This is a genomic window from Agrococcus jejuensis, from assembly GCF_007679035.1.
Lineage (GTDB): Bacteria > Actinomycetota > Actinomycetes > Actinomycetales > Microbacteriaceae > Agrococcus > Agrococcus jejuensis_A.
The window spans coordinates 152,774-167,400 of record NZ_VEFR01000006.1; the positions used below are offsets into that span (position 1 = coordinate 152,774).

19 protein-coding genes are annotated in these 14,627 nt (G+C 73.6%); 6 read left to right on the plus strand and 13 right to left on the minus strand.

Annotated features, from left to right (window positions below; genetic code table 11):
- Positions 1-900 carry a polysaccharide deacetylase family protein gene (locus FS793_RS15505; protein WP_144721966.1) on the minus strand — a complete coding sequence of 300 codons (900 nt, stop codon included), beginning with the start codon at positions 898-900 and terminating at the stop codon, positions 1-3.
- 168 nt (positions 901-1,068) lie between these two features.
- Here FS793_RS15505 and FS793_RS15510 point away from each other — a divergent pair, with 168 nt between their 5' ends.
- From FS793_RS15510 to FS793_RS15520, 3 genes are all read left to right on the plus strand, one after another.
- Positions 1,069-2,109: an Lrp/AsnC family transcriptional regulator gene (locus tag FS793_RS15510; protein ID WP_144721968.1), complete on the plus strand. Its 1,041-nt coding sequence runs from the start codon at positions 1,069-1,071 to the stop codon at positions 2,107-2,109.
- 125 nt (positions 2,110-2,234) lie between these two features.
- Entirely contained in the window at positions 2,235-2,429 is a 195-nt protein-coding gene (locus tag FS793_RS15515) for a hypothetical protein (RefSeq protein WP_144721970.1), read from the plus strand.
- Positions 2,430-2,618: 189 nt separating this feature from the next.
- Positions 2,619-2,885, plus strand: a complete 267-nt coding sequence (locus FS793_RS15520; RefSeq protein ID WP_144721972.1) for a hypothetical protein — start codon at positions 2,619-2,621, stop codon at positions 2,883-2,885.
- A 26-nt stretch (positions 2,886-2,911) separates the two neighbouring features.
- Here FS793_RS15520 and FS793_RS15525 read toward each other — a convergent pair whose 3' ends face one another.
- Positions 2,912-3,430 (minus strand): hypothetical protein, encoded by a 519-nt coding sequence (locus tag FS793_RS15525; RefSeq protein ID WP_144721974.1) that lies wholly within the window; start codon positions 3,428-3,430, stop codon positions 2,912-2,914.
- A 103-nt stretch (positions 3,431-3,533) separates the two neighbouring features.
- Positions 3,534-3,857: a DUF7882 family protein gene (locus tag FS793_RS15530; protein ID WP_144721976.1), complete on the minus strand. Its 324-nt coding sequence runs from the start codon at positions 3,855-3,857 to the stop codon at positions 3,534-3,536.
- A gap of 148 nt (positions 3,858-4,005) precedes the next feature.
- On the opposite strand from FS793_RS15530, the gene FS793_RS15535 reads away from it, so the two are divergent.
- Positions 4,006-4,497, plus strand: a complete 492-nt coding sequence (locus FS793_RS15535) for a MarR family winged helix-turn-helix transcriptional regulator (RefSeq protein ID WP_144721978.1) — start codon at positions 4,006-4,008, stop codon at positions 4,495-4,497.
- A gap of 43 nt (positions 4,498-4,540) precedes the next feature.
- Here the strand turns inward: FS793_RS15535 and FS793_RS15540 are convergent, their stop codons facing one another.
- From FS793_RS15540 to FS793_RS15555, 5 genes are all read right to left on the minus strand, one after another.
- The gene (locus FS793_RS15540) at positions 4,541-5,299 is read right to left on the minus strand and encodes a uroporphyrinogen-III synthase (protein ID WP_144721980.1); all 759 of its coding nucleotides are present in this window, start codon (positions 5,297-5,299) and stop codon (positions 4,541-4,543) included.
- Complete coding sequence (gene hemC, locus FS793_RS16430; protein WP_222123781.1) at positions 5,296-6,222, minus strand: hydroxymethylbilane synthase; 927 nt, start codon at positions 6,220-6,222, stop codon at positions 5,296-5,298. Before hemC ends, FS793_RS15540 begins: the two co-directional genes overlap by 4 nt.
- Positions 6,219-7,454 (minus strand): ferrochelatase, encoded by a 1,236-nt coding sequence (locus FS793_RS16435; protein WP_222123783.1) that lies wholly within the window; start codon positions 7,452-7,454, stop codon positions 6,219-6,221. The genes hemC and FS793_RS16435 overlap by 4 nt, the downstream gene beginning before the upstream one ends.
- A 95-nt stretch (positions 7,455-7,549) precedes the next feature.
- The gene (hemQ, locus tag FS793_RS15550) at positions 7,550-8,281 is read right to left on the minus strand and encodes a hydrogen peroxide-dependent heme synthase (protein WP_260980214.1); all 732 of its coding nucleotides are present in this window, start codon (positions 8,279-8,281) and stop codon (positions 7,550-7,552) included.
- Positions 8,282-8,340: 59 nt separating this feature from the next.
- A complete protein-coding gene (locus FS793_RS15555) occupies positions 8,341-8,910 on the minus strand; it encodes a MarR family winged helix-turn-helix transcriptional regulator (RefSeq protein WP_313959379.1) in 570 nt (189 codons plus the stop codon).
- 129 nt (positions 8,911-9,039) lie between these two features.
- Between FS793_RS15555 and FS793_RS15560 the strand changes: the two genes are divergently transcribed.
- Complete coding sequence (locus tag FS793_RS15560; protein WP_144721983.1) at positions 9,040-9,333, plus strand: hypothetical protein; 294 nt, start codon at positions 9,040-9,042, stop codon at positions 9,331-9,333.
- 1 nt (position 9,334) lies between these two features.
- Entirely contained in the window at positions 9,335-9,787 is a 453-nt protein-coding gene (locus FS793_RS15565) for a MarR family winged helix-turn-helix transcriptional regulator (protein WP_144721986.1), read from the plus strand.
- Between the two features lie 4 nt (positions 9,788-9,791).
- Here the strand turns inward: FS793_RS15565 and hemG are convergent, their stop codons facing one another.
- The 5 genes from hemG to FS793_RS15590 form a co-directional block, all read right to left on the minus strand.
- A complete protein-coding gene (hemG, locus tag FS793_RS15570) occupies positions 9,792-11,312 on the minus strand; it encodes a protoporphyrinogen oxidase (RefSeq protein WP_144721988.1) in 1,521 nt (506 codons plus the stop codon).
- Positions 11,309-12,406: a uroporphyrinogen decarboxylase gene (gene hemE, locus FS793_RS15575; protein WP_144721990.1), complete on the minus strand. Its 1,098-nt coding sequence runs from the start codon at positions 12,404-12,406 to the stop codon at positions 11,309-11,311. The genes hemG and hemE overlap by 4 nt, the downstream gene beginning before the upstream one ends.
- A 73-nt stretch (positions 12,407-12,479) precedes the next feature.
- Positions 12,480-12,779, minus strand: a complete 300-nt coding sequence (locus FS793_RS15580) for a hypothetical protein (RefSeq protein WP_144721992.1) — start codon at positions 12,777-12,779, stop codon at positions 12,480-12,482.
- Positions 12,776-13,600: a hypothetical protein gene (locus tag FS793_RS15585; RefSeq protein WP_144721994.1), complete on the minus strand. Its 825-nt coding sequence runs from the start codon at positions 13,598-13,600 to the stop codon at positions 12,776-12,778. The genes FS793_RS15580 and FS793_RS15585 overlap by 4 nt, the downstream gene beginning before the upstream one ends.
- Before the next feature lie 2 nt (positions 13,601-13,602).
- Positions 13,603-14,154, minus strand: coding sequence for an RNA polymerase sigma factor (locus FS793_RS15590; RefSeq protein WP_144721996.1), 552 nt, complete (start codon positions 14,152-14,154; stop codon positions 13,603-13,605).
- Positions 14,155-14,627: the final 473 nt, after the last annotated feature.

Here is a 14,627-nt window from a genome sequence, read left to right on the forward strand (position 1 = left end):
TCAGAGGAGGGTGCGGACGTGGGTCGCCAGATCGGCGTGCGTGCCGATCCAGACGTCGTCGAACGAGCGGATGTGGGCGAGGAGGTCGTCGAGGATCCGCAGGCGCGACCGGTGGCCGATGATGTGCGGGTGCATCGTGAGCTGGAAGACACCGCCCTCCTCGCGGGCAGCGTCGAACTCGTCGATCCAGATCTGCAGCAGGTCGCGCGGCGGCATGTGGGGGCGGAGGCCGCCGAAGCGATCCATCATGAGGTACGGGGCGTCGTCGCGGATCCACTCGACGGGGATCTCGACGACGCCGGTGCGCTCGCCGCGCTCGAGCAGCTCGTAGGGCTCGGCGTCGGCCATGAGCGAGGAGTCGTAGGCGAAGCCGAGCTCGCGGATGACGGCGAGCGTCGATCCCGAGAAGTCCCAGGACGGCGTGCGGATGCCGGTGGGCCGCCGACCGGTCTGCTGCTCGAGCACGTCGAGGGCGCGGCTGACGAGCTCGAGCTCGTCGTCGTGGCCGAGCGCCGTGTTGCGCTCGTGGATCCAGCCGTGCACGGCGACCTCGTGCCCGGCGGCGACGTAGCCGGGCGCCTCGTCGGGACGCAGCAGCGCGCAGACGGCGGGCATGTAGAACGACGACGGCGCCTCGTGACGGGCGAGCAGGTCGAGGATGCGCGGCACCGCGAAGCGCGCGCCGAACTCGCCCTGCGCCATCCGGCCGGGCGAGGTCTCGCCGTCACGCAGCGCTGGCGTCTCATGGTCGGAGTCGAACGACAGCAGCACGGCGACGCGGGCGCCGGTCGGCCATCGCAGGGAGGGGTCGTCGTGCACGAGGCGGCGTCCGGCGCGCACGTGCTCCACGTGACCGCGCCATACGTCCTCGGTCCACTGCCACGGCTGCTGCTGGTCCATGCGATCCCTCTCGGCGTGATCGGTGACACCTGCGTCACCGATGCAGGCCACTGTAGGAAGATACGCAACCATGCGCAAGTGAGATGGGCATATCCGTCACGTTTCAGTCTTGTAACGGGTGAATCCGTCACGCCCACGCGTCCAGCCCCACGTCGGTAGATTGAGGCCGTGCATCGCCCCGCTCCCCGTGCGAGTCGGCCCCTCCTCGACGAGACCGACCTCGACATCGTCGCGGCCCTGCACATCGCGCCCCGCGTGCCCACCGCGGCGCTCGCCGAGATCCTCGGCATCCCCACGAGCACCGCCTCGCGGCGCCTCACGCGCATGCAGGACGAGCGGCTGCTGCACGTCGTCGGCCGCTTCGCGTGGGAGCTCATCACCTCGAGCAACCCGTTCGAGCTGTGGATCACGTCGGCGCCCGGGCAGTCGCGCGCCGTGCTCGCCGAGCTGCTGCGCATCCCCGACGTGCAGTTCGTCATCCACACCTCGGGCGCCGCCGACCTCTACGTCAACCTGTTCCCGCTGCTCGGCTCCGACCACGAGGAGCTGCTCGCCGTCACCATCCCGTCGATCCCCGGCATCCGCGCGATCGACAGCCGCATGATCCTCGAGCCCGCGAAGGTCGGCCAGTCGTGGCGCTACCGCAGGCTCGACGCCGAGCGCACCGCCGCGCTCGAGGCCCACGCGTCGGTCGCGACCGAGGCGCCGATCGAGGATCTGCATCAGCTGTCGGAGCTCGAGTTCGAGACCATGCGGCTGCTCGGCGCCAACGGTCGCGTGACCGCCGCGGAGGTGGGCCGCACGCTCGGCGTCTCGGCGTCGACCGCCGCGCGCGCCATCCGCCTGCTCATCCACTCCGGCGCCGTCTCGCCGCGCGTCGAGATGCAGCCCGACCTCATGGGCTACCCGCTCAACGGCATCGTCACGATCGACGTGCGCCCCCGCGACCTCCGCGGCACCCTCGACGCGCTCGCGGCGCATCCGAGCGTGCGCCTGCTGTCGACGGTCACGGGGTCGGCGCCCGTCAGCCTCGCCGGCGTCTTCGAGGGGCCGGCGGCGCTCGCAGCGTTCGTGCGCGACGACCTCGGCTCGATGCCGGGCGTGCGCTCGGTGCAGTCGGTCGCGGGCCTCCGGCTCGAGCGCCGCTACTGGATCGACCGCGAGGGCCTGCGCCTCGGCGCGCAGGTGCCCGACGTGCTGCGCCGCTGACCCTCGCTTCGACGCCCAGGGTTCTCACGACCGCAACGCCGCGGAAACGCGGACCGCCTAGCGTGGAGCCCACGGGCGGACCTCCGCACCGAGCTGGGCTGCTCCGCCTCGAACGGAGGTGGACCATGCACACGACCATCGGACTCACGGCCTATCGGCGCGGCGTCATCGACTCGCTGCGCGGCTGGACGACGGCGCTCGAGATCGCCTATCGCAGCGGCGACGTCGCATCGGTGCGCACCGCGCAGGATGCGCTCGACCGGCTCACGAGGCTCGCGGGCCTCGCGATGCCGCCGGTCGACGAGCGCGCGGCGAGCTGACGGTGCACGCCCCGTCGAATCTGCACGCCACGGCACCCTGAGGTGCCCCCTGCACTCCACGGCTCGCGCTCGTGCGGCTTCGATGCGCCCTGGCCTGCCGCGCGGGGCGGCTGCACATCCCTCGCGCCGCGTCCACCCGTCGCGGCGACGGTCGGATGCGAGGAGCGTGGACCACGACGAAGGAACACCATGCAGAGGCACCCCCTCGACACCGACGGCATCGACACGACCGCGCACGGCGACGATGCGCCCGAGCGCAACACCCTCGCAGACGGGCTCCGGGGCATCGGCAGGCATCAGCCTCGCGCGGATGGGGACGAGCAGAGCGACGCGGCCGCCGAGCGCGGGCATCGCCGCGCCCTGCGGGCTAGCGTGCAGCGGCCCATCATCCTCGCCGTGCTCATGGGCGCCGCCGCCGTCGTCGTCGCGATCACGGTCGCGCGCGGCCACGGCTGAGCGACGCCATCGAGGCGTCTGGCGCGTCAGGCGGCGACGAGCGGCGCGAACGGGCTGTTCGGCTCGTCGTGGAGATGCGCCGCGACGGCGTCGAGCGCCGGGTTCGGGATGTGCGTGACGGCGTAGTCGTCGGCGAGGTCGACGTGCGTGAGCTCGAGCCATGCGAGGTGCTCGGTGGCGATGCCGATCGCAGCGTGCATCGGCGAGCCGGGTGCCATGGTCGTCAGCGCCGCGAGCGTGGCGCCGAGCGAGGACGTGACCGCATCGACGACGGCCGGCAGCGGTGCGCGCAGGAGCGCGTCGTCGGGGATCGGCGCCGTGCGCAGCTCGAGCGCCGCCGTCGCGCGGTCGCTCTGCCGCACGAGGCGGGCGAGCACGTGGCGCTTGGTGCCGAGGCCGCTCGAGGCGGGAGCCGCCAGGTCCGCCTCGTCGAGCTCGAGCAGCGCGAGCAGCAGCCGTCGCGTCGAGCCCTGGATGAGATCGACGTCGGTCGCCAGGTGCGCAGACGCCGTGCGCAGCGGACCGTGCAGCGCGATGGCCGTCACGACGACGCCTCGGCGTCGGCATCGGCCTGTGCGAGCGTCAGCGGGTAGAGCACGGTCGCGCCGACGGCGCTCCACGGGCTGCTGGCTGGCGCCGACCGGCGTCTCATGCCGCCACCTCGAGCGGCTCGACCGCGGCGAGCGGCCGGCCGAGGCACTCGACCGTCAGGCCCGACGGGCGGTTCGTGTCCCGCACCATCGCCTCGAGGCGACCCTTGTCGAGCGCGATCGCGTCGCCGGACTCGTAGGCCCAGCGCAGCGTGCTCGCCTCGTGGATCCAGACGGACTCGCGACCACCGGCCGACAGCGTCGTGAGCAGGAACGGCTCGCGGCGACGCAGCTTGGCGACCACGACTGCCGCGACGTGCGCGAGGACGTCGTCGTCGATCTGGATGCCGGCATCGTCGTTGCCGTAGTGCATGGTGCCCATGTCGTGGCTCCCGTCCTCGCTGGTCGATCGGATACGCTGTGCTTGATCGTTAGACGAGCACATCGTTAGTTCATCTAGCAAACTAGCGTACGACAGGAACGACGGTTGGGTGTGGACTGAGACGCCCGACGGATGGTAGGGGGTGAGCGTGGAGCAGACCGAGCGGCCGCAGGCCGCGACTGCGACGACCCCGACGCCCGTCGACGCAGGCGCTGCACGCGCCGTGCGCGCCATCGAGGACCTGCGCATGGCCGAGGCGCAGCTCGCACGGCGCCGTTCGCAGGACGACCGCGGCCCGAGCCAGACGACGCTCGACGTGCTGCGCCTCGTCGTCGAGGCAGCCGGTCGCGACGAGCTCATCACGCCGACCGAGATCGCGCGGCAGACGGGCCTCACCGGCTCGGGCATCACCCCCGTCCTCAAGCGCCTCGCGCTCGAGGGCCTCGTCTCGTTCACGCCCTCGCCGCAGGATGCGCGCAGCAAGACCGTGCTGCCCACCGAGCTCGGCGACGCGCAGCTCGCTGCCACGCTCGATGCCCGCATCGTCGAGGCGGCCGCCGACCTCGATCCCGCATCCGCGGATGCGGTCGCGCGCTTCCTCGATCGCGTACGAGCGATCGTCGACGAGGAGTGCACGTAGCCGACGCGAGCCCCGCGCGATCCTGACGCCTCTCGGCAGCGCCTCAGCTGCGCACGGGTGCCGCCGCGACGAGCGCGGCGACGAGGCCCTCGGGCGTCGGCGTCGTCGCGATCGCGGACACGTGCAGGCCGGCACGGCGGCAGTCCTCCGCGGTCTGCTCGCCGATCGCCACGACCGTCGTGCCTTCGGGCAGGCCGAGGCGCAGCACCTGCTTCGCGACCGAGCCGCTCGTCACGAGCACGGCGTCGATGGGCGTCTCGCGCGGCTCGAACGCCGTCAGCGCCTGGTCGTCGCCCGAGAGCACGCCGAGGTCGTCGAGCTCGTGCTCGTCGGCGTCGAGCACCGACACCGTGCGATATGCGACGACGTCGACGACGTCCATGCCCTTCGCGCGCAGGCCGGTCTCGATCGTGGGCTTCGCATCCTCCGATCGCGGCCACAGCACGCGGCCCGACGGGATGGGCCACTCGTCGACCAGCCCCGCCGCCGACTGCGTGCGCGGCACGAAGGCGACGGGGATGCCGCGCTCGCGCAGGGCAGCCGCCGTCACGTTGCCGACCGCGGCGACGGACACGGCCGCGGGCACGCGCGGCAGGTACCGCACGGTCGACTGCGACGTCACGACGAGCCAGTCGAAGCGACCGGCGCCGAGGTCGTCGAGCTGGGCGCGCAGCGCATCCTGATCCTGGGCGGCCGCGATCTGGATGAGCGGCAGCACGAGCGGCTCGAGCCCGGCGTCGGCGACGAGCGACGACACCCGCTCTCCCCATGATCCCCCGCGGGGGATGAGCACGCGCGTCATGCCCGATCCAGCTCCATGGCGCCGGCGTCGACGAGCTCGCGCACCGCGCGGCCGGCGACGTCCATCGCGGCCGCGGCGAGCTCGGCCGCGCCCTGGCCGTCGAGCGTGTACGCGTGGCTCGCCGTGAGGTGGCGCGAGCCGTCGATCGCGTAGACCGTCGCGGTGAGGAAGAGCATGCCGTCGTCGACCTCGGCGCTCGCGGCGATCGGCGCCGAGCACCCGGCCTCGAGGCCCGCGAGCACGAGGCGCTCGGCGTCGGCGCACGCACGCGTGACGACATGGTCGGCCTTCGTGACGGCGCGGATCGAGGCGGCGTCGTCCTCGCGCGTCTCGACGGCGAGCGCCCCCTGCGCGGGGGCGGTGGGGAAGCGCCCGAGGCTCAGCACCTCGGTGACGGCGTCCTGGCGACCCAGGCGCGTGAGGCCCGCGAGCGCCAGCACGACGGCGTCGAGGTCGGCGTCCGGCCCCTGCGCGCGGGCGAGGCGCGTCTCGACGTTGCCGCGGATGTCGACGACGTCGAGGTCGGGGCGCACGCGCCGCAGCTGCGCGGCTCGGCGCGGGGATCCCGTGCCGACCTTCGCGCCCTCGGGCAGGTCGTCGAAGCCCAGGCCGTCGCGGGCGCACAGCGCGTCGCGCGCATCCTCGCGCCTTGCGACCGCCGCGAGCGCGATGCCCGGATGCGGTGCCGTCGGCAGGTCCTTCATCGAGTGCACGATGACGTCGACCTCGTCGGCGAGCAGCGCCTCGCGCAGCGCCGACGTGAAGACGCCCGTGCCGCCGATCTGCGCGAGCGGCGCACGGTCGACGTCGCCCTGCGTCGTGATCTCGACGATCTCGACCTCGCCGGCGAAGCGCGCGGCGAGCGCCGTCGTCTGCGCGAGCGCGAGCGCCGAGCCGCGCGTGCCGACCCGCAGCACGCTCACGGCTGCAGGCCCGCGATGGCGGGCTTGAAGCCGAGGCGCGGGTTCTCGCAGCAGCCCGGGCGGCACACGTCGAACCACGGGCCGATGCTCGTCACCGAGCCGCGCTCGTCGACGGGGCGACCCTCGATGCGCTCCTGCACGAGGTCGACGAGCGCCGACACGTACGCGGGATGCGTGCCCGGCGTCGGCGTGCGCCGCGCCCACAGGCCGTGCTCCTCGGCGGTCTCGAGCGCCTCCTCGTCGAGATCCCACATGACCTCCATGTGGTCGCTCACGAAGCCGAGCGGCACGATGATCACGGCCGTGCGACCCTCGAGCGCCTCGATGGCGTCGTTGATGTCGGGCTCGAGCCACGGCTGCGACGGCGGGCCGGAGCGCGACTGGTACACGAGCTGCCACGCCACCTCGGGCGCGGTCTGCTGCATGACGTGCTCCGCGACGGCGAGGTGCTGGCCCTCGTAGCCGCCACCGGCACCCCACGAGAACAGGTCGGGCGCACCCGAGCGCTCGGCGTCGGCCGTGGGGATGGAGTGGGTCGCGAAGAGCACCTCGATGGCGTCGTCGGCGTGGCCGGCGCCGCGCGCCTCCGCCACCGCCGCCTCGACGCCCTCGATGAACGGCTGCACGAAGCCGGGGTGGTCGAAGAACTGGCGCGTCTTGTCGATCTGCATCGTGCCCTGCAGGCCCGTCGCCTCGAGCGCGTCCGCCCAGTCCTCGCGGTACTGACGGCACGACGAGTACGACGAGTACGCGCTCGTCGGGATCGCCAGCATGGTGCGCACGCCATCGGCGGCGGCCTGCTGCAGCGCCTCGTCGAGGTACGGCGCCCAGTTGCGGTTGCCCCAGTAGATCGGCAGGTCGAGACCCGCGGCCGCGAAGGCCGCGCGCAGCGCGTCGAGCAGCGCGCGGTTCTGGTCGTTGATCGGGCTCACGCCGCCGAAGTGGCGGTAGTGGTGCGAGACCTCCTCGAGGCGCTCGTCGGGGATGCCTCGGCCGCGCGTGACGTTGCGCAGGAACGGGATGACGTCGTCCTGCCCCTCGGGGCCGCCGAAGCCCGACAGCAGCACGGCGTCGTAGCGCGTCGGCTCCGTGACGTGCGCGGGGCCGGCCTGCGCGGCCGGCGTCGCGCTCGCGACGGCGGCGCCGGGCTCGAGATGCACGCTCGTCGCCGCTGCCGGCTTGACCTCGCGTCGCTCGGGTGCGGCAGCGGTGGCCTGGGCCTGCTGCTGCATCTCCTGCTCGCGCAGCTGCGCGACGGGCGCGTCGATCACGACGTCCTGCGTCGTCTCCGCAGCTCCGCCTCCGCAGCATCCTCCACCGCAGCAGCTCACGCCAGCACCTCCATCACGTCGGTCGTCTCGATCCTGCGTCCCGTGAAGAACGGGATCTCGTCACGCACGTGCATGCGCGCCTCGACGGCCCGCAGCTCGCGCATCATGTCCACGAGCTCGACGAGGTCGTCGGACTCGAGCGGGAGGATCCACTCCCAGTCGCCGAGCGCGAACGCGCTCACGGTGTTCGCGATGACGCCCGTGTACGCCGCACCCCTGCGGCCGTGCTCGGCGAGCATGCGCGCACGATCCTCGGCCGGCAGCAGGTACCACTCGTACGAGCGGTTGAACGGGTACACGGTCACCCAGGCTCGAGGGTCGACGCCGCGCAGGAAGCCGGGCACGTGGCGCTTGTTGAACTCTGCGTCGCGGTGCACGCCCATCGCCGCCCACGTCTGCTCGGTGCCTGCGAGCTCGGCGGTGCGGCGCAGGCGCCGCACCGCGTGCTGCAGCGCTGCGGCGTCGGGGCTGTGCAGCCACAGCATGAGGTCGGCGTCGCCGCGGAAGCCCGTCAGGTCGTAGATGCCGCGCAGCGTGACGTCGCCGAGGTCGGCGGCGGCCGCCTCGATCGACTCCTTGCCCGCGGTGCCCGAGGACTCCGTGCGCCGCAGCACGATCCACGTGGCGAAGCCTTGCGGCTCCTCCAGGTCGCGGCCGCTGGGGTGCCGGATGATCTCGACGGGTGCCGTGCCGATGGGCACGACGGGTGCCATCTTGTCGTCGCTCACCCGACCATCCTCTCGCGTTCCTCGTGCTGCGGTCACATCGCGGCGAGCCGCGACCGTCGTCAGCGGGTCTGCGCCGAGCGGGTGGGGGGCGTGCTCGACTCCTCGACGGCCTCGACCATGCCGGCGAGGAACGTGCCGACGGCGACGAGCTGCTCGCCGGTCATGCCGTCGACGACGGCGATCATCCGCTGGTGCATGTCGCCGAGGGTGTGGCGCACCTCGCGGTCGGTGTCGGCGGTGGGCACGACGACGACGGATCGACGGTCGGAGGGATGCGGCCTCCGCTCGACGTGGCCTGACTGCTCGAGCCGGTCGACGAGCGCCGTCACGGACGCGGAGGAGATGTCGAGCAGCGTCGACAGGTCGCGCTGGCGTACGAGATCGCCGCGCTGCTGCGCACGCAGCAGGTGGCGCAGCGCGAGCAGGTCGGTCTCGTTCATATGCATCGACGAGCGCGTGCGTGCGCGCATCGCGGTCTCGGCGGTGCGATATCGGCGCAGCAGGTTGAGCACGTCGACCGCCGACGGCGTGTGGCCGTCGGGGTACCAGTACGCCGAGGACGCGGACGCACGGTCGCCGCCCGGGGTGGCGTCCGCCGGGTGCGCGAGGGCGATGCGCGAGTGCTCCAAGACGGGCCTCCAGGATCCGGAGTCGGGCGTCGATTCGACGCCTCGATCGTCGAAGGATACTCAGCCAGGAAGCATGTCGACAAGTCGACATGCTTCTCGCCGGGCGAGTTGCTAGGTTGGCTAGCAACCATGACCTCGCTCCTCGATACGTTCACCGCCGACCGTCGATCGTCGGCCGCGTCGTCCGACGCGCACGATCTCGAGTGGAGGGTGGCCGAGGCGGGCGTCTGGGCTGCGACCGAGCCGGGACCCCACCGGCACGTCGCAGCGGGATTCGTGCATCTCGTCGGCGGTCGGTACCTCGCGGTCGACGGACTCGGTGCGGGCATCGGTGCATTCGACGACCTCGCGGTCGCGCAGTCGGCCGTCGCGCTCGCCGTCGCCACGACCCTCGCGCCGTCGATCTGGATGCGAGAGCGCTGACGTGGACTACGTCATCGACCCGCTCATCGGGCGACCCGAGACCGACGTCGTGCAGGCCCTCGTGCGGCTGCGCACCTCCGAGTCGCACATGATGCGGCGACGCCAGGCGATGCAGGGGCTCGGGGAGTCCGACGGCGCCGCGCTGCGGCTCATCGTCGAGCGCCACGACGAGGAGCCGGTCACGCCGACCGACATCGCGACGCACCTGGGGCTCACCACCTCGGCCGTGACGTCGCTCGTCGACCGCCTCGGCAGGGCCGGGCTCATCGAGACGACGCCCCACCCGACCGACCGTCGCCGCAAGGTCATCGCCCCGACTGCCGACGCCCTCGCCGCCGACGCGCTCGACACGCACGTGCAGGAGCTCGTCGACGAGCTCTCGACCCGCTCGCGGCTGCTCATCGTCGGCTTCCTCGACCGCGTCGCGGCGGCCGTGGAGCGCGAGGCGCGCTAGGCCGTCACGCCTCGGCCGCGTCCTCGTCGGCGGCGTCCGCGGTCTCGTCGCGTGGGCCGAAGCGCTCGCGGCGGATGCGCAGCGCCGCCTCGCGTGCATCGGGCACGACCTGCGCGAGCCCGGTGCCCGCGATCCAGGCGCCCACGACCTCGAGCGTCGGCTCGCCCGCGACCGCATCCCGCACGCGTCGCTGCAGCGCGCGCGCGCCGACCGACGACGACGGCTGCGCCTGCTCCCATCGCACGCGATCGGCGGCGATCGGCTCGGGCACGGCGATGCCGAGGATCGCGGATGCGTCGCGTCGCGCGAGCGCGATGGCGTCGGCGTCGGCGAGCTCGGCGGTCGCAGGCGCCTCGCCCGCACGACCGTAGGAGACGCGCAGGACGGAGCGGTCGGCTGCCGCGTCGGCGAGCCAGCCCCACTTCGCGGTCGCGTGCGTGAGGGCCTTCGCGGCGATGCCGGCGTCCTCGGCGACGAGCGCGCCCGAGCGCGCAGGGGCGCCGTCGAGATGCGGCAGCACGAGCGTCACGAGCTCGACCGTCGTCGCCGGCGCCGTCTCGACGTCGATGCCGGCGCTCGCGAGCAGCGTCGCCGCGGGTGCGCCGGGCGTCGCGACGACGAGCGCCGACGTCGTCCAGCGGCGTTCGCCCGCCTGCACCGACCAGCCGACGTCGGTGCGCTCGAGATGGTCGACCGTCGCATCCGTCACGATCGTCGCGCGCCGCTCGACCTCGGCGCGGAGCGCCTCCGGCAGGCGGTGCATGCCGCCGCGGATGCCGCGCACGGCCGAGCCCGGGCGTGCGCCGTCGCCGATGCGCAGCGCGACGCCGCCCGACAGCGAGCCGGCGCGCGTCATCGCCTCGTTGAGGCCGGGCGCGACGACGGCGACGTCGAGGTCGCGCGCGTTCGACGAGTAGACGCCGCCGGAGATGGGCGCGACGAGCCGCTCGAGCACGGCCGTGCCCATGCGGCGCTCGACGAGCGGGCCGAGCCGCTCGTCCTTGCCGACCTTGAGCACGGGCATGAGGCGGTCGAGGTAGGCGCGCAGCGCGCCGCGCCAGCCGAGCACGGCGATGACGTCCTGGGCGAGCGGCACCGACGGGATGCCGAGCAGCGTGCGCTTCGGCAGCGGCACCGAGCGGTCGGCGAGCCGCAGCCACGCGCCGCCCGGCTCGGGGTCGACGAGGTCGTCGCCGAGCCCCAGCTGCTCGGCGAGCTCGGCCACGGCGCCACCCCGTACGGCGAACGACTCGGCGCCCGCGTCGAGCGCGAGCCCTGCGAGCTCGTGACGCGCGACGATGCCGCCGACGTGATCGCGCGCCTCGAGCACGAGCACGTCGTAGCCGCGCCGTGCGAGGTCGTTCGCGATCACGAGCCCGGCGACGCCCGCGCCCACGACGACGACCTCGTGCTGCGGCGCCTCCGGCTCGTCACCGGTCGCACTCGGCTCGTGTCCGGTCGCGGTCGGCTGCCGACCGAGGCCGGCGTCCGCATCCCCGCCCTGGGGCGACGTCGGCTCGCTCATGCCGCGTGCACGTGCTCGACGATGCGCGTCAGCACGGTCGGGTCGGTCTCGGGCGGCACGCCGTGGCCGAGGTTGAAGACGTGGGCGCGTGCCGACGAGCCCTGGCGCAGCACCTCGTCGGCGGCGGCGGCGATCGTCTCCCACGGGGCGCCGAGCAGCGCGGGGTCGAGGTTGCCCTGCACCGTCACGTCGCCGCCCATGCGGGCGTGCGCGACGTCGAGCGGCGTGCGCCAGTCGACGCCGATCGCGTCGACGTCGAGCTGCATGGCGCCGTACAGCTCCATGGCGCCGACGCCGAAGTGCACGAGCGGCAGCGGGCGGCCGTCGGAGGCCGTGAGCCCGCGCACGTGGTCGAGCGCGCGCGACGACGCGGGCGCGACGTGCTGCACGTACGCGTCGAGCGGGAGCGAGCCGGCCCACGAGTCGAACAGCTGCGCCGCCGAGGCGCCCGCATCCACCTGCGCGCGCACGAAGCGGCCCGTGACGTCGGCGCACCAGTCGGTGAGCCGCGCCCACGCGACGGGATGCGCGCGCATGAGCGTGCGGGCCGCGAGGTGATCCTTCGAGGGGCGGCCGGCGACGAGGTAGGCGGCGAGCGTGAAGGGGGCGCCCGCGAAGCCGATGAGCGGCGTGGAGCCGTCGCCGATGCCCGCGAGGCCCGCGACGGTGCGACGCACGCCCTCGCGCACCGGCTCGAGCGCGTCGTCGAGCACGGCAGGGTCGGTCGCGACGAGCCGCTCGACGTCGTCGGGGGTCTGGATGGGGGTGCCGATGACGGGGCCGACGCCCGACTCGATGCGCACGTCGACGCCCGCGAGCAGCAGCGGCACCATGATGTCCGAGAAGAAGATCGCCGCGTCGACGCCGTGACGGCGGACGGGCTGCAGCGTGATCTCGCTCGACAGCGCCGGGTCGAGGCACGAGTCGAGCATGTCGGTGCCCGTGCGCAGCTCGCGATACTCGGGCAGCGATCGGCCCGCCTGCCGCATGAACCACACGGGCGTCACCTCGGGCCGCTCGCCCCGGTAGGCCCGGATGAGCCGCGAGTCGGCGGTCGTCGAGTGGAGCGGGTGGTGCTGGGGCAGCGTCGTCATCGTGCCTCCATCCTCCCACCCCGCGCGGGCGCGCGGCAGGCGTGGAGGCGGGCGGCTACCGCAGCGCCGACCGTCAGCCGCGCTCGATGCGTCGCACCTGCACCGTGAGCCTCGCATCCGTCCAGTCGTCGGGCAGCGCCTCGCGCACCGCCGTCGCCGCGGCTCGCGTCACGGCGCGCACGTCGGCCGACTCGTGCACGCCGATGGCGACGCGGACGGCCTGCGGCAGCGGCGTGACATGGGCGAGCACCTCTCGGCGTCCGGCCTCGGCGATCTGCGCGATCGCCGGCGCGGCGACGTAGACGTCGGCGACGCCGTCGATCGTGGCGACGGCGAGGTCGACGAGTCGTGCGACCTGCGTGGGATCGGTCATCGCGTGGCTCCCATCAGCACGTCCTCCACCACGACGTCGATCGTGCCGAGCGTCATCGGCGCATGCGTCAGCAGCGCGTGGTGCACCGCGAGTCGCACGGCGTCGGCGGTCGGCACGAGCGCGTTGCCGTAGCGCACGCCGATCGACACGCGCACGTCGAGCACGCCGGCGTCCTCGCGCAGGTGGACGCGCCCGACCAGCACGCCCTCGATCCCGTCGCCCGCGCTGCGCGCGATCTCGCGCAGCGCGCCCTCGGTGATCGTCGTCGAGGTGCGCTCGTCGGGATCCTCGATCGGCAGGTCGCGTCCCGCGCGGACCTCCGAGCGGATGACGCCGAGCAGCCCGTCGAGCCACTGCTCGTCGAGATCGCCTGCCGCGGCGGCATCCTCGTTCGCCATCGTCGCGCTGAGGCGGTCGAGCCGCTCCATCGAGTCGAGCAGCGCCCGCGCCTCCGCGTCGTGCTCGAGCGCGGCGATCCTCGGCGTCCGGCCGCGATCGAAGTACGCGGAGAGCTCCTCGAGCGTCACGCCGGTGGCGCCGATCGTCTCGGGCGCATCCGTGTCCTGCTCGTCCACCTCGTCGTCGGTGACGTCGGCGGCCGTCGCGGCGTCGTCCTCGGTCGCGTCGGCCGGGGGGACGGGTCCGGCGGCGAGCTCGTCGTGCTCGGACGCCAGCGCCTCCACGGCATCCTGCGCCGCGACCTCTGCCTCGACCTCGGCGACGACGTCGTCGGTGATCGTCTCGATCGGCGCCGCGGAGGCGTCGTCCACTCCATCGGGTGCCGCGCGAGCGTCGTCGCGGGGCGTGGGGTCGTCGTGCATGGTCACCTCCACTGTTCCATCGTGGCGAGCACGCTCTGGCGCGCTCGCGCAAGCCTGCCGCGGACGGTCGCGGGTGTCGACCCGGTCCGTTCCGCGATCTCGTCGTACGAGAGCCCACCGAGCTGTCGCAGGATCCACACCTCGCGCTGCTCCTCGGGCAGCGCCTCGACGGCGCGACCCAGCTCGCGAGTCGCCTCACGGCGCTCGAGGGTGCGCTCGGGCCCGTCGCGGCCGTCCTCGATCTCGCGCTCCTCGATGCCGCCGTCGGTGCGTCGGCGCGCCCGGGTGCGGATGACGTCGGTCGCGCGTCGCGCGACGGCCGTCATGAGCCACGAGCGCACCTGCGAGGGGTCCCGCAGCTCGCCCATGCGGCGCCACGCGTTCACGAGCGCCTCCTGCACCACGTCGTCCGCCTCGAGGGTCGAACCGAGGTAGCGCGTCGCGAAGCCTCGCAGCGCGGGGGCGTGACGGCGCACGAGCACCGCGAAGGCGCGGTCGTCACCGTCTGCGGATCGTTGCGCGAGCAGTGCATCGGGTGCATCCTCGAGCCGCATCCGGACCTCCTCTCGTCGTTCGCCGGTGACCCGTGTCGGGCCGCCGGAGGGGTTCGGACGTCGACGTCCAGCCGATCGTGGGGTCTGGTCGTCGACATCGTGCATGCCGGCGATCAGCTGCGCCGGGCGGCGCGCCGCAGAGCGCGACACGGGGTGGGCTCGCGGACGACCGATCGGGTCGTCCGCGTGCCGAGGACGACGCCGACGGCGGCGCCACCGGCCACGGGTGGGGTGCTGCGCATGGTGTCTCCTTCGAGGATGGGACGGCGGTCGCGCGATCCGGGCGAGCCCGTCGGCGACGCAGGGATGGCGTCGCCGACGGGTCGACCGCCGAACCGCGAGGGATGCCGCGGCGATGGCGGCGACGTCCGCGGTGCTCGCCTGCTCGGCATGCATCGCGGCCGTCGACCGGCGACCGTGTGCGGGTCGTTACTGCTTGTCGCCGAAGACGTCCTTGGCGGCGTCCTTGACGT